The organism is Corallococcus sp. CA041A (genome assembly GCF_003612075.1).
GTDB classification, from domain to species: Bacteria; Myxococcota; Myxococcia; order Myxococcales; family Myxococcaceae; genus Corallococcus; species Corallococcus exiguus.
Map to the genome: position 1 here is coordinate 1 of NZ_RAWF01000272.1, position 13,083 is coordinate 13,083.

General features: G+C 67.6%; 14 protein-coding genes. 6 read left to right on the top strand and 8 right to left on the bottom strand.

The genetic code is table 11. The features are described from left to right. Nucleotides 1-436, bottom strand: a 436-nt coding sequence (locus D7V77_RS34255; RefSeq protein WP_233597404.1) for an aldolase/citrate lyase family protein, incomplete at its 3' end; no start/stop codon positions are given. 222 nt (nt 437-658) lie between these two features. Here D7V77_RS34255 and D7V77_RS34260 point away from each other — a divergent pair. Both D7V77_RS34260 and D7V77_RS34265 read left to right on the top strand, forming a co-directional pair. Continuing rightward, nucleotides 659-1,297 carry a response regulator transcription factor gene (locus D7V77_RS34260; protein ID WP_233597405.1) on the top strand — a complete coding sequence of 213 codons (639 nt, stop codon included), beginning with the start codon at nt 659-661 and terminating at the stop codon, nt 1,295-1,297. A gap of 45 nt (nt 1,298-1,342) precedes the next feature. Further along, complete coding sequence (locus D7V77_RS34265; RefSeq protein WP_120580476.1) at nt 1,343-1,762, top strand: VOC family protein; 420 nt, start codon at nt 1,343-1,345, stop codon at nt 1,760-1,762. 63 nt (nt 1,763-1,825) lie between these two features. Here D7V77_RS34265 and D7V77_RS34270 read toward each other — a convergent pair whose 3' ends face one another. After that, nucleotides 1,826-3,301: an adenosine deaminase gene (locus D7V77_RS34270; RefSeq protein ID WP_233597406.1), complete on the bottom strand. Its 1,476-nt coding sequence runs from the start codon at nt 3,299-3,301 to the stop codon at nt 1,826-1,828. A gap of 411 nt (nt 3,302-3,712) precedes the next feature. Here D7V77_RS34270 and D7V77_RS34275 point away from each other — a divergent pair, with 411 nt between their 5' ends. Both D7V77_RS34275 and D7V77_RS34280 read left to right on the top strand, forming a co-directional pair. Beyond that, nucleotides 3,713-5,296: an amidohydrolase family protein gene (locus D7V77_RS34275; protein ID WP_120580478.1), complete on the top strand. Its 1,584-nt coding sequence runs from the start codon at nt 3,713-3,715 to the stop codon at nt 5,294-5,296. Nucleotides 5,297-5,647: 351 nt separating this feature from the next. Beyond that, nucleotides 5,648-6,268 (top strand): hypothetical protein, encoded by a 621-nt coding sequence (locus D7V77_RS34280; protein ID WP_233597408.1) that lies wholly within the window; start codon nt 5,648-5,650, stop codon nt 6,266-6,268. A gap of 72 nt (nt 6,269-6,340) precedes the next feature. On the opposite strand, the gene D7V77_RS34285 is transcribed toward D7V77_RS34280, so the two are convergent. Then, nucleotides 6,341-6,676, bottom strand: a complete 336-nt coding sequence (locus tag D7V77_RS34285; protein WP_120580479.1) for a hypothetical protein — start codon at nt 6,674-6,676, stop codon at nt 6,341-6,343. Nucleotides 6,677-6,865: 189 nt separating this feature from the next. Next, complete coding sequence (locus D7V77_RS34290) at nt 6,866-7,411, bottom strand: ester cyclase (protein ID WP_120580480.1); 546 nt, start codon at nt 7,409-7,411, stop codon at nt 6,866-6,868. Between the two features lie 143 nt (nt 7,412-7,554). On the opposite strand from D7V77_RS34290, the gene D7V77_RS34295 reads away from it, so the two are divergent. Beyond that, nucleotides 7,555-8,361 (top strand): hypothetical protein, encoded by an 807-nt coding sequence (locus D7V77_RS34295; RefSeq protein WP_120580481.1) that lies wholly within the window; start codon nt 7,555-7,557, stop codon nt 8,359-8,361. A gap of 96 nt (nt 8,362-8,457) precedes the next feature. Here D7V77_RS34295 and D7V77_RS34300 read toward each other — a convergent pair whose 3' ends face one another. The 3 genes from D7V77_RS34300 to D7V77_RS34310 all read right to left on the bottom strand — a co-directional run bounded on the left by D7V77_RS34300 (nt 8,458) and on the right by D7V77_RS34310 (nt 11,328). After that, nucleotides 8,458-9,390: a PD40 domain-containing protein gene (locus tag D7V77_RS34300; protein ID WP_120580482.1), complete on the bottom strand. Its 933-nt coding sequence runs from the start codon at nt 9,388-9,390 to the stop codon at nt 8,458-8,460. Nucleotides 9,391-9,493: 103 nt separating this feature from the next. Next, nucleotides 9,494-10,279, bottom strand: coding sequence for a LytTR family DNA-binding domain-containing protein (locus D7V77_RS34305; protein WP_120580483.1), 786 nt, complete (start codon nt 10,277-10,279; stop codon nt 9,494-9,496). Next, on the bottom strand, nt 10,276-11,328 hold the full coding sequence (locus tag D7V77_RS34310; protein ID WP_120580484.1) for a sensor histidine kinase: 1,053 nt from the start codon (nt 11,326-11,328) through the stop codon (nt 10,276-10,278). Before D7V77_RS34310 ends, D7V77_RS34305 begins: the two co-directional genes overlap by 4 nt. A gap of 38 nt (nt 11,329-11,366) precedes the next feature. On the opposite strand from D7V77_RS34310, the gene D7V77_RS34315 reads away from it, so the two are divergent. Continuing rightward, nucleotides 11,367-12,431, top strand: coding sequence for a hypothetical protein (locus D7V77_RS34315; protein ID WP_120580485.1), 1,065 nt, complete (start codon nt 11,367-11,369; stop codon nt 12,429-12,431). Between the two features lie 18 nt (nt 12,432-12,449). On the opposite strand, the gene D7V77_RS34320 is transcribed toward D7V77_RS34315, so the two are convergent. Next, nucleotides 12,450-13,083 (bottom strand): hypothetical protein (locus D7V77_RS34320; protein ID WP_233597407.1); only part of this gene is annotated, 634 nt, incomplete at its 5' end.

Genomic DNA, 13,083 nt, shown 5'->3' on the forward strand with positions numbered 1-13,083 from the left:
CCTCCAGCAGGGCCGCCGGGGTCTCGATGAGCGGCAGGAAGCGCGTGTGTCCCCGGGGCAGCCCCCGGGCCTCCTCCAGCACGCGGATGCGCTCGTGCAGCGCATCCAGGTCCTCCGGACACGTCGTCATGGTGGGCATCAGCGCCGTCAGCCCCGGCAGCCCGATGCAGGCCTCCAGGTCCGCGTCGAGCAACTCGGGACGCGCCGCCTCGTTGATGCGCACCACCACCGGACGCCCGGCGAAGGTGCCTGCCTTCAACGCCTCCACCAGCCCTGCTCGCGCTGCGGCCTTCGCGGCCAGGGGCACGGCGTCCTGCAAGTCCACGATGAAGCAATCCGCCGGCAACCGCGCGGCGTTCGCGAAGGCAAACTGAGGAATGAACAGCAGGCTGCGCCAGGTGGCCGGGGGCCGCGGCGCCTGAGACATGTCTTCCATGAGGGTGCGCTCCAGGAGGCCCGACCCGGGTCAATTCACTGGAATTGAGAAACACAACCAGGCGGCCGTGACGCACTCCTATCCCTTCGCGAAGGCGCCGCCATTGAGCACTTTGTTGCATTGACAGAGGCGGAAGGCGTGGCCGGCGTCATCGCGGTGGCCATGCATGGGAATGCTCTCTTTCCTTCTGCCCTGGCTCACGGCCCCTGGAACCGGTGGGCCGTGATTTCGGAACGGCCCACCATCTTCGTCGTGGACGATGATCCGCCCGTGCTGCGCAGCATGGAGCGCGTGCTCCACACGGAAGGCTACGCGGTGCGGAGCTTCGTGCATCCCCGGTTGATGCTGGAGTGCGAGCCCTGGCAGGGACCGGGCTGCGTGCTCATGGACCTGCGCCTTCCGGAGCTCGACGGGTTGGAGCTCCAGGAGCATCTGCGGAAGGCGGGATGGCGACACCCCGTCGTCCTCGTCAGCGGCTATGGGGACGTGCCCGTCGCCGTCCAGGCGATGAAGGCAGGGGCGGTGGACTTCCTGCCCAAGCCCGTCAGCACGGAAGCACTGCTGACCGCGGTGTCCCAGGCGCTCGCGCGAGACCAGACCTTGAGGGCCGCCCACGCCGAGCACGAGCGGCTCCGCCTGCGCTTCTCCACGCTGACTCCCCGGGAGTGGGACGTATGCCGGGGTGTGGCGAGGGGACTGCTCAACAAGCAGATCGCCGCGGAGCTGGGCACGGCCGAACAGACGGTGCGGTTCCAACGGTGCCGCGCCATGGCCAAGCTGGCCGTGGGCTCCGTGGCGGAGCTGGTCCGGCTGCTGGACCGGTTGGAGCCGCCGTCCGGCGCTGTTCAGGGGACGCAGTAGCGAGCGTCACGTCCGGCTCCAGCGGTGCGTGCTATCCCTGCCGCCATGAGCGACGAGAATCCGAGCATCCTGTCCCACGTCTCCATTGGCACGAACGACTTCGCGCGCGCCGTGGCCTTCTACGACGCGATCCTCACTCCGCTGGGCTGCCGGCGGGTGTTGGACTTCCCGAACGCGGTGGCCTACGGCCGCCAGTTCCCGGAGTTCTGGGTCCAGACGCCCATCGACGGGAAGCCCGCGACCGTGGGCAATGGCACGCACTTCTGCTTCCTCGCCCCGTCGAAGCAGGCGGTGGACGCCTTCCATCAAGCGGCCCTCAAGGCGGGAGCCACCGATGACGGCGCCCCCGGCCCGCGTCCCCTGTATGGCCCGCCCTACTACGGCTGCTTCGTGCGGGATCCGGATGGCCACAAGGTCGAAGCGAACTTCTGGGACACGTCGCTCGGCGGCCACGAAGGCACCTGAGACGCCGCGCCCGGAATTCCAAGGCCTTCGCGCCTCCTGACGTGGAGGCGCGAAGGCGGGGACTCACGGGGCGATGACGCGCTCGAAGGTGGCCAACTGCATCTCCAGCTTCCACTGCAACATCGCGCGCGTGTTGGCGGCCAGGAAGCTGTTGCAACCGGCGGACACGGCGGTCTGCTCCGGCTTGTCGGAAGCGCAGGCATCCACCGTCTTGGAGAAGTCATCCCGGGCGGCCCAGAGGCTGTCGCCCTCCGCGAAGGCGTGCTCCAGGCTGGCGCGCGCCATCTGCTTGAGCGTCTTGTACTCGAGCTTCTGGTCCGTGGCGGCGGCGACGTACTCCTGGGTGATGTCCCCGCGCAGGATCCCCGAGTCGTCGGTCGACAGCGCGACCGGCACGTTGTTCTTCAGATAGGCGGCGAGCGGGTGCGCCTCTCCCGACATGCCCAGCAGGACGCGGTTGGAGGTCAGGCAGATCTCCACCATCACGCCCGCGTCATGCATGTCGCGCAGCAGGTCCGCGGCGCCATCGCCAGACGTCTCGGCGAGCACGTCCGCGCCGTGGCCGATGCGCTCCGCATGGGCCTTCTCCACGGCCTCGCGGATGTGGAAGGTCATGTGCTGCTGGTCCTGCGCCGTGAGCACCGCCGGGATGAGCTCCCCGGCGTGCAGCGAGACATGGACCAGCTTGCGGCCGACCTCCTGGTCATTGAAGTCGTCAAGCGTGCCCAGGGCGAACATCTCATCCTGGTAGAAGGCCAGGGAGTTGGCGTTCTCCTCCGGGGACACCAGGTTCACGCCGACGATCTCCGGCACCTTCTGGGCAAGCTCATAGGCATACACCCACTGTCCGAAGACATTCGTCCGGTCCGCTGTGCGGTTGGCGGAGACGATGAGACGCACCTCCACGCCGCAGCCAGGGTCCGGCTGGGCCGTGGCACACCCCAAGAGGGTGCGAGTGCCCGTCAGGGTGTTCGCGATGCTGGTGGCTTGCGCCGTCAGGGCGTTCTGGAAATCCGGCAGCGCGATGAGCTGCTGCCGCCTGGCCAGCAGGGTCGCCTTGTCCCAGGTGTCCGTGGACGTGAACAGCGGCGTCGCGAGGCTGCCACCCCGGCCCGCGCCAAAGCCTTGCATCAGCTCCACGTAGACCTGATGGTGCCTGCCCGCGCGCGAGAGGATGTCCGCGTAGCTGTCGTCATTGCGCGAGTCGTTCTGCACCGCGCCGTACTTGCCGAAGGCGTCGAAGAAGTGCTGGTGCGCCGTCAGCAGGGGCCCCGGGTGGTCCTCCATGGACCAGGCGCTCAGCACCGCATCCCGCAGGGCGAGGTCGCTCTCCGTCTGGGACAGGGGCACCGAACCGGCCGCGCACGGGTTGCTGGCCACGAAGGTCGTCGTGTTCACGCAGGCGCCGTCCTCCGCGCCCCACGCAATCAGCTTCTCCGTGGTGATGGCGCCGGAGGTGTGGCTGTGCAGGTCGCCGCCCTTGGGCATCTCGAACAGGAAGGTCCCGAGCGCCGTGGCGTCGCTTCGCAGCGACTCCATGTGCTCGTTGACCCGCTCCTCTCGCGACTTCTCAACAGGCGGGACGGGATCTTCTTCACTGCAAGCGCTCAGACCGAGCGCGGCAACGATGGCGAATGATGAGAACTTGAGCATGGGGGTAATGGCAATCCTTGTGGAGGTGCGGGGCGCTCCGTACAGGGTGCCAAGGAGAACGTGAAGTGATTTTCACGTCTATCTCATTTTACTCGAATGTATATGAGAATGGATTCAAGAGGGACCCAGGTCGGACGCCGCTCGCTCCGCGCGGAGGCAGAAGCGGGCGCGGGGCGGCGCCCTCGGCCCCGCCCTCGCCCCACCCTCCCGGCTCCGTCGTCCCTATCTTCAAGCTGCTGGGGCCGCCGGTAGCTCCTCCCCGGAGTCCGGGAGGCCCACCGCCATGGGAGGCGAGCCATGAACGCCGGAGCACCCGAGCCCACCGAAGCAGTCCCCCACTACGTCCTGGAAGGCCGGGTGGTGACGCTCAACTCCCGGGACGAGGTGATTGAACGGGGGCGCGTCCTCGTCCGTGGCAGCCGCATCGTCGCGGTCGAGCCGTCGGGCGGCCCCCTCCCCGAGTCCTTCCGGAGCGCCCCCAGGATCGACACCGGCGGGACGCTCTATCCAGGGCTCATCGACCTGCACAACCACTTCGTCTACGACGTGCTGACGCTGTGGCGGGTGCCGAAGCGCTACCTCAATCGCACCCAGTGGCCGCGCCACGCGGAATACGCCACGCGCATCTCCCTGCCCATCCGAGTGCTCGCTGGCCACTCCCCTTCTGCCCGCGCGGTCGTCCGCTACATCGAAGCCAAGGCGCTGCTGGCGGGCACGACCACCGGTCAGGGCATCCGGACCCGCGTGTCCGGCGGAGAGGCCCTCTTCCGGGGCGCCATGCGCAACGTCGAGGAACCTCGCGACGACCACCTGCCCGCGGGCAGCACCCGCGTGATGGACCTGCATGACGACGCCGAGGACATCGAATCCTTCCGCGACGCCCTGAAGTCCCGCGCCGCGTACTTCTACCACCTGGGCGAAGGCGTGGATGACTACGCCCACCGCCGCTACGCCGACCTGGCCGACCATGACCTCGTCCAGCCTTCACTGATTGGCATCCACAGTCTGGGATTGCAGCGCCCGGACCTGGACAGGATGGCCGCCATGGGCGCCAAGGTCGTGTGGTCCCCCTTCAGCAACCTGCTGCTGTATGGACAGACATTGCACATCGCGGACCTGCTCGGCGCGGGCGTGACGTTCTCCCTGGGCTGTGATTGGTCCCCCACCGGCAGCAAGAACCTCCTCCAGGAGTTGAAGGTCGCCCGACACGAAGCAGCGCGACAGGGCGTGTCCCTGTCCTCGAAGACATTGGTGCGCTCGGTGACGGCGGACGCCGCCCGGGTCACGGGCTGGCAGACCCAGTTGGGCACGCTCCGCGCCAACGCACTCGCGGACCTGTTGGTCATCGCGGGCACCGACGGCGACCCCTATGACGCGTTGATCTCCGCCACGGAGAAAGAGGTGCGCCTCGTCATCGTGGATGGCGTTGCCCGCTACGGAGACCGCGCGCTGATGGAACCGCTCGCCTTCGACCCGGGCCATCCCTCCGAGCCCTGGACCGTCGACGGCGTCGAGAAGGCCTTCTCCCTGTGGGCGGACGACTCCCCCCTCAACGACGTGGGCTTCGAAGCGGCGCGCTCCCTCCTCGATGAGGCCATGGCGGACCTTCCGGACTTCCGGCGGCGGATGGACCACGAGGAGCGCGAACAGCTGCGCCCCGGCGCCCCCAGGCCCTTCGAGCTCGTGCTCGACAATGAGCCGCAGGACGTCTTCGCCTCCGGCCCCGAAGCCTCCGGGTTCATCACCGACCTGGACCGGGTGGCCGGGCGCATCACGCTCGACGCTCCCACCGTGGGCGGGCCGGACTACTGGGAGCTCCTGTCCGCGCAGCTCAATCTGGATGACACGCTGAAACAACAGCTGAGGTCGGACTACGCGTGAAAGACGTCCGGGGTGGAGTCGGCGCTCACCCCGGCCGAGGAAATAAATGCCCCTGACGGCGTAATCCCAGTGCAACGGCGGCACTGGACAGACCGGAAGGGACATCTCGAATGAATCACAACGTGAGGAAGACTGCGTGGGCGGCACTGGTCGCGAGCGCCCTGCTCCTGGGCGGCGGGGCTTGCGGAGGCGACGACGGCGCTCCTGACGAAGTCCGACGGGCTGGACGAGGACTTCGCGCTGATCCGCTACAACGCGGACGGCTCGCTCGACACGACCTTCAAGTCCGCGGGCAGCCCGTCCGGCAGCTGGATTGGCGGCGCGTACACGAATGCCGAATCCGTGCAGGGCATGGTGCTCCAGGGCTCCAGCGTCGTCCTGGGCGGGGGTGACCACTTCGCGGCGGTGCGCATCACCTCCAGCGGCAGCCAGGACATGACGTTCGGGACCGGCGGCCTCGCGAAGAGCGAGGACGGACAGGCCCACGCCATGGTGGCGCGGCCCAATGGAGGCCTGCTGCTCGCGGGCGAACGGCAGGACGTGAAGGTCGGCGGTGAAACGCACGGCGTGCTCAAGCTCGTGGCGTACACGGCGGACGGCAAGCCGGACGTCACCTTCGGCCCCGCGGGCGTGCGGGAGCTCACCGCGCCCGCGGGCGTGCTCGACGTGGTGGACGTCAGCGGCCTGCGCATCCAGGCGGATGGGAAGATCCTCGTCTTCGCGGATGTGTACGCGAAGCCCGTGCTCTTCCGCCTGCTGGCCAATGGTGACCTGGACACGTCCTTCGGCACGGACGGCATGGTGCGCTGGCCGGAGACGCAGCTGGCGGTGCCGCTGTTCATCCGCTCCACCACCGGGCCGAAGCTGGCCATCCTGGGCGACAAGGCCTTCGTCACGGACGCGAACATCTACTCGTCCGGGTTCTTCCCCAGCGAGAGCGCGTACGCGCTGCTCAAGAGCACGGGGCTGTAGGCGCCCAGACAAGAAGCCCGGCCTCCCTCGTGGGCGCCGGGCTTCCTGGACCGCTGCAAGCCTTTGAAAGGCCTAGCAGGTCTTGTTGTAGAGCGCGATGCAGTTATTGCGCAGCTGCGCGGCGGTGCACTTGCCGTTGTCCTTACAGACGCCGATGTCCGTGCCCGGCCACTTACAGTACAGGAGCGTGACCCAGCAGTTCGGGCCCATCGCCGAGACCTCGGACGGCGACTCCATCGACGCCAGCGCCTCGTCCGACGACGTCATCGGGTTGTGGTCGAGGATGATGCTCTGACCGGACTCGGTGGAGATCATCTCCGCGTTGTCGGACGGGTAGTCCTCCACGCCCGTACCACATCCCACCAGCGGAACCGCGGCCAGCATGAGCCCCAGGAGCAGCTTCTTCATGGTTGGTCTTTCTCTCGGTCAGTCGGGGATGCCCCGAGTGGATGGCCCCATCCACAGACTCGAACACTACATCCATGAACAAACCGAACAAACTGGATTTCTTCCATTTCCCTGGGAGGACTGCGGATTCTGAACAGAAGGTTCCCACCTTGACATCCTGGGGTCTCTTGAACCGGCCCACCGCCCGCGTCAGTCGTTGAAGACGGGCGGAGTCGTCTGGGTGAGGATGGGCACCGGCTTGTCGCCAGACATCGCCAGCAGGCCCTTGAGGCAGCGCGCGGCGAGCAGCCAGTTCTTCGGGTTCTTCATGTCCAGCCCGCCGACGAGCTGCTTGAGGATGCTGAGCGTGTCGAAGTAGACGCGCTCGCAAACCAGCGTCTCCGTTTCATCGAAGATGAAGTACGCCGACATGCGCACCCGGAACGTGTTGCCCGTGGCGGGAATCTGCCCCAGCGGCCCCAGGTGGGTGCCCATGAGCCAGAACTCCACGATGACCGCGTCATCACTGTGCCGAAACGAGATGATCTCGTGGTGCTGGTCCGGGAAGGCCACGCGGGTGTCGCGGTAGTAGTCGCGCACCGCGCTGTTCCCGTCGTGCACCGTCAGGGTGGGGATGAGCTCGTAATGCGGATGCGGGAAGGTGGACAGGACGGCGTCCCAGTCCTGCTTCACCTCATCGTGGAAATGGGCCAACACCAGCTTCTGTCGTGCCTTGCGGACCTGCTCCGTGAGCATGCCTGTCTCTTTCGTGGGGGGAGCTGCTGCGGGGGGGAGAATGCCCGCCCCGCCACGACACGGGAAGTCATGAAGCCACCGGGCACGGCACGTGCAATCGCTTTCCAGCGCAGGCCCCCAACCCCTCTCGACGGAGCAACGCCATGGACATGCGCTGGAAGAACCGCGGCTCACTCATTCGTAACGCACTCGGACTCGGATTGGGCGTCGGGCTGCTGTTCGCCGCGACGCCGGGCATCGCCGGGGACACGACGGGCAAGGGCTGCGCGTGGTTCGACGGAGTGGAGAGCTGCCCGATTGACGCCTCGAAGCTGTCCGCCACGAACGAGGGGCTGCTCGTGGAGAGCACGGACGGCAAGCAGGCGGGAGTGAGCCTCCACCTGGAGGGCGCCACCGGCTGGGATGCCTGGCTGAACCCGCTGGAGCCGGATGGGAGCAGCCGGATGCTGCTGACCTACATCGGTGCGCAGCCGGACGGCACGTCGGAGCTGCTGGAGCGGGTGGTGGTGGCCCGCTCGAAGGCGGAGGGCCAGGGCGCCATCTACGTGGACCCGTCCGTCCACGGGGCCTCCACCTACACCGTGCGGGGCTACGTCGACGGGAAGCTGGCCTTCGAGCGCTTCGGCGTGGCCCCCGTCCCGGAGAGCTTCGGTGGGCCGGCGGGCCCGGGGGATGACGCGAAGTTCTCCCGGCTGGTGGCCTTCCCCGGGAAGTGGGGCAGCGGCCACGGCGTCGTCGCCGGCCCCAACGGTGAGGGCTGCACGCCCGGCCTGGATTTCCCGTTCCCCAAGCCCGTCCGCTTCCCCGACCACACGTTCTCGGTCGCGGTGGACCTCGTCACCTTCCGGCCCGAAGGCGTCCAATCCAACTCACACGCGCTCCGGGAAGTGTCCCTCCAGGGAGTGGGGCTGCAAAGCTTCACCCTCCAGAAGGTGGCACGCACCCCCTGATGTCTGAGATGCGATAGCAGTCAGGACCTTCGCGTGTAGCCGGATTCGCTACGAATCCGGCTCCATGCGTGGCAATTCCGGTCACAGCCTTCGCTGTCAGCGCCAGAGGCAGCGCGTGTCCAGGTGGTAGAAGTCCGACGGCACGAACGGGTCCCACGTCTGCCGCACGAAGTAGAGCTGGCTCAAGTCGCGGCTCAGCATGGGGTGGAACTCGTCCTTCTCCGTGTTCACCGACGGACCCAGGTTGGCGGCGGGCGTCCAGGTGCCCGCGACGTTGAAGCTCACGTACAGGTCTCCCAGTCCGTAGCCTCCGGGGCGGTTGAGCGAGGCGAAGACGAGCACCCGCCCATCCGGGGACACCCACGGGTTGTACTCCCACGAGTCAGGGCTGTTCACCGCGGGGCCCAGGTTCTCCGGCGCGGTGTAGTGATTGCCCTGGCGCCGGACGCGGTACATCTCGAAGTCCGTATCGAACGTGCCGCTCGCGAAGTAGACGGTCCCGTCGCGCGTCACGCTGGGGTACAGCTCCTCCCTCGGCGAGTTCACGAGCGGCCCCAGGTGCTCGGGCGCTCCCCAGCCGTTGCGGACGCGGTGCACGACCCAGAGGTCTGTGTCCGGGCGCTCGGCGCCTCCGTTCGCGGGGCGGGTGGAGGAGTAGAAGAGGGACTGCCCATCCGGAGAGAGGAACGGATCCGAGTCCTTGTACGTGCCCGAGAACGACACCACTTCACCGGGCCCCCAGTGGCCGTTCTTCAGCTGGGTCACGTAGATGGCCTGGTACGGCGGCGTGTCCGAGTCGACGTGGTAGTACGCCGTCTTCCCGTCCGCGGACAGCGCGAGCCGGTACTCCGAGCGCTCCTCCAGGGAAATCTCTCCGGGCGCGAAGAGGCTGCCTCCCGGCTCGCACCGGGGCCGCGACCCGAACGCGAACTCCGACTCCAGCCCCTGGGCCCCTGCGGCACCGGACACCGCCACCGCGGAGACGGCGAGGAGGACGTTCATCGACCACTGCCTGGCGAAACGACGCATGTGCATCTCCTTTGTTGAAAGCACCGTCGCCCGGCGGCGGCGAAGCGGTCCAAGGAGATGTGACGAACCGTGGAGGGTCAGGGACGAACGGTGGAACGCAACCTCACGTCTGCAGTTCAAGCGCACGCTGCACCTGCGCGCGGTAGCTGCGGCCCGAGGTCAGCCGGGTGCCGTCCCGCAGGACGAACACGTACTCACCGGGAGGGAGTGGCTCCACCTCCTCGATGCGGTCCAACCGCACGATGAATGAGCGGTGCGCACGCAGGAACTGCCTGGGGTCGAGCTTCTCCTCCAGCGCCGCCATCGTCTCGCGCGTGAGGTGCGACTGCTTGCCCACGTGCACGGCGACGTAGTTCCCCTCCGCCGTGAGGTAGTCGATGTCCTCCACCGGGAGGAAGCGCATGCGCCACCCTACCCGGGCCACGAGCCGCGTCACGTAGCGCTCGGGCGTGGCGGATGGACGGGCGGCGAGCGACTCGAGCCGTTCGAGCAGCGCCGCGTCCAGGGAGGACGGCACGGTCCGCCGCCGGTCGCGCGCACGCTCCAGGCTGGAGCGGAAGCGCTCGCGGTCGAAGGGCTTGAGCAGGTAGTCGAGCGCGTTGGCCTCGAACGCCTGCACCGCGAAGTCCCGGTGGGCCGTGACGAAGATGACCGCGGGCGCGGGGCCAGGAGCGAGCGCCCGGAGGACGCCGAAGCCGTCCGGCCCGGGCATCTCCACGTCCAGCAGCACCAGGTCCGGACGCTCGGCGCCGATGGCCGCGATGGCCTCGTGGCCGTTGCGGCACTCCCCCACGAGTTGCATGTCGGGGGCCTCCGCCAGCAGGTCCTTCAGGCGCTGACGGGCGAGCGGCTCGTCGTCGACGATGAGCACGCGCATGGCGGCGCTCATGGAGAGGGCTCCGTACGGAAGGGAATGGCGAGCGCCACCGTGGTGCCGCCGCCCACCGCATCCCGGAGCTCCAGCCGGTGCGCACCGCCATACAGCTGCACCAGGCGCTCGCGGGTGATGCGCAGGCCCCGGCCGCCGCGCACGCCCTGGGAGATGTCCGCCGGGCGCTCCTTGAGGCCGACGCCGTCATCACGGACCTCCAGGTGGAGCTCGGGCCCCTGGCGCCGAGCGACCAGCGTCACCGTCCCCGGCTCCGAGCCCGGCGCGATTCCGTGCTGGATGGCGTTCTCCACGAGCGGTTGGAGCACGAGGTGTGGGACATGGGCGCCGAGCGCGTCCTGCGCGATGTCGTGCTTCACCGTGAGCCGGTCCGCGAAGCGCACCCCCTGGATGTCCAGGTACGGCTGCAGGGCTCGCAGCTCCTCCTGGAGCGACACCTCCTCCGTGCCCGCGGCGTCGAGCGTGCCGCGGAGCAGGTCGCTCAGCCGCGCGATCATCCGCTCGCTCCCGTTCGGGTCGCGATGCACGAGCGCGGAGATGGAGTTCAGCGTGTTGAAGAGGAAGTGGGGGTGGAGCTGCGACTTGAGCGCGTGCAGCTGCGCGCGGGCCAGCTGGGTGTCCCGCAGACGCAGCTGGTCCGCGTAGTAGACGGCGTGCGCCACGCCGAGCACGGTCAGATAGACGAACGGGTTGGAGAGCAGCGCGTGCTCGAGCACGTCCACGAAGGGCGGACGCTGCGCGTACCAGCCGACCCAGGGGTCCAGGGAGAAGATCATCGCCGCGCGGATGAACGACACGGCGAGCGCTCCGGCCGCGTGGAGCGCGACCCGCGACGTCACCTGCCGCCGCTCCAGTGGGAAGCGCAGCCCGAACTCGAGGATGGCCATGGAGAGGGGCACCCAGAGGACGTGGGCCACCATCGACGTGAGCAGCGCATGTCCCCATTCCATCCCACCCACGGAGTGGGACTCGCTCGCGGCCGCCAGGCCGGCCAGCGACCAATAGGCGGTTGCGACTGCCCACCCCTGCCAGGTTCCGCGACGTGCCATGACGCCGCACTCTACGCCCGGCTTATGCTCGGAACGCCATGTCGATCCTCTACGCGGTGCCCCCCATCGGCAATTCGACCAACGCCCAGAAGGGCCCGACGTGCTGGTACTACGCGGCCAAGATGGTGGCCCGCTGCCATGAGCCATGGCCTCCCGCCGGACAGAAGTGGATCTCCCTCATCCGGAAGATCAGCACCTTCATCGCCGACAACAACCAGACCCTGAACAACCTGGGCGACCAGGAGCTGCTGCAGGCGCACCAGGCCTTCATGGGCTCGACGAAGAACAAGGACAAGGTGCAGCTCAACTCCGCGTTGAGCCGGACGGGGTTCAAGGCCCTGGACCCTGTCTACAAGTGGGACCACCTGCCGGACTCCATGGTCAACCCCACCAATATGCAGCGGGTGCCCATGCCGACCTTCATCCGGCCGCAGGACATGCCGTTGCCGTCCGGCCTCAAGAGTTCCCTCAGTCAGCTTGAAGGAAGGCGGTTCGATGGACTGGACGAGGTCATCCAGCTGCTGACCGGGCAGCACGGAGAACGGGACATCCGCTTCTATCGCAGCCAGATTGAAAGCAGCTTCGTCGCCACCAAGAAGCACGACGAACAGGAGGTCCAGGCGTCCCTGCAACAATTCACGGAATGGAGGAAGCAGGGTTTCGCCCGCGGCTATCTGCTGACGATGCTGGGCTTCAAGGGCCTGGACAAGCTGACGACGATGGACATCCTGGGCAGCACCAGCAAGCTCGACGTCTTCATGAAGGCCCACGGCCCGCTCTGGTGTGGATCCCCGCTCAGCATGGGGGCCGTCGACAGCGCCACGCTGCACAACTATACGAAGTCAGTCGGCTTCGCCGCCTACAAGTGCCCGCTGGTCGCGACGTCGGGGGCGTCCACGCATGCCATCGCCATCTGCGGGGTCAGCGTCAACAAGGACTGCATCTACTACCGCGACCCCAACTTCAGCGGGCACGTCTTCTTCACGGACTTCAACGCGTTCACGTCTGCCTTCGGGTCGGTCCTCAGGGATCCGAACGTGGGCCTGATGTATTACGTGAAGAACGCCAACGGAGGGACCACCTGCCAGCAGCTGTCGAATTGAGGCCCCTCCGCGAGCCGCTCACTTCGCCTTTGTCTTGAGCGGGACGACCTGGAACTTCGACTGGACGTACTCGAGGGTGCCCAGCTCCTTGCCATAAGCGGAGTCGGGCTCATCCACGTAGGACGTGATGCGGATGACCCGGCCCTTCCGGGGCAGGTGGTAGGCCAGGATGGAGCCTCCCCAATCCTTGAGGTCCTTCCGGGTCAGCCCGGGTTTGCCCTTGGGAGCGATGAGCCCCGCGTTGTCGTAGAGCTGGATGGCCTTATCGAGGGGCACCTCCAGGGCGTCCTTCTCGAGCGTCCAGCCCGACTTGTCACAGCGGTAGACCGCGGTGTTGATGACGGAGTCCCCGGTGCCCACGAGCACCAGGTGGTAGCCCTCCGGATTCTTGAAGAGGGCCGCCTCAAAGGCCGTGAAGGAATCGTTCCCCACGGCCATGTAGCCGTTGGGGACGTCTCGGATCGTCCAGGTCTGGCCCACGGCCTCCTCCGCGAAGTACATCGCGGAGTTGTCCACCGAATCGTCGGCGGTCTCAAGCGGTGAACGCACCACGTGGGTGCTCACCATGGCACCCTGCTTGATGGGAGGCACAGGGTGCGAGGCCGAGGGAAAGCAGCAAGGCTGACGGGTGAGGACAGGCTGGAGATTCGGC

What these genes read in the sequence shown, in the direction of transcription:
- D7V77_RS34265 (WP_120580476.1), top strand. Translation starts at nt 1,343, where the DNA reads ATGAGCGACGAGAATCCGAGCATCCTGTCCCACGTCTCCATTGGCACG.
- D7V77_RS34270 (WP_233597406.1), bottom strand. Translation starts at nt 3,301, where the DNA reads ATGGAGTCGCTGCGAAGCGACGCCACGGCGCTCGGGACCTTCCTGTTC.
- D7V77_RS34275 (WP_120580478.1), top strand. Translation starts at nt 3,713, where the DNA reads ATGAACGCCGGAGCACCCGAGCCCACCGAAGCAGTCCCCCACTACGTC.
- D7V77_RS34280 (WP_233597408.1), top strand. Translation starts at nt 5,648, where the DNA reads ATGGTGCTCCAGGGCTCCAGCGTCGTCCTGGGCGGGGGTGACCACTTC.
- D7V77_RS34285 (WP_120580479.1), bottom strand. Translation starts at nt 6,676, where the DNA reads ATGAAGAAGCTGCTCCTGGGGCTCATGCTGGCCGCGGTTCCGCTGGTG.
- D7V77_RS34290 (WP_120580480.1), bottom strand. Translation starts at nt 7,411, where the DNA reads ATGCTCACGGAGCAGGTCCGCAAGGCACGACAGAAGCTGGTGTTGGCC.
- D7V77_RS34295 (WP_120580481.1), top strand. Translation starts at nt 7,555, where the DNA reads ATGGACATGCGCTGGAAGAACCGCGGCTCACTCATTCGTAACGCACTC.
- D7V77_RS34300 (WP_120580482.1), bottom strand. Translation starts at nt 9,390, where the DNA reads ATGCGTCGTTTCGCCAGGCAGTGGTCGATGAACGTCCTCCTCGCCGTC.
- D7V77_RS34305 (WP_120580483.1), bottom strand. Translation starts at nt 10,279, where the DNA reads ATGAGCGCCGCCATGCGCGTGCTCATCGTCGACGACGAGCCGCTCGCC.
- D7V77_RS34310 (WP_120580484.1), bottom strand. Translation starts at nt 11,328, where the DNA reads ATGGCACGTCGCGGAACCTGGCAGGGGTGGGCAGTCGCAACCGCCTAT.
- D7V77_RS34315 (WP_120580485.1), top strand. Translation starts at nt 11,367, where the DNA reads ATGTCGATCCTCTACGCGGTGCCCCCCATCGGCAATTCGACCAACGCC.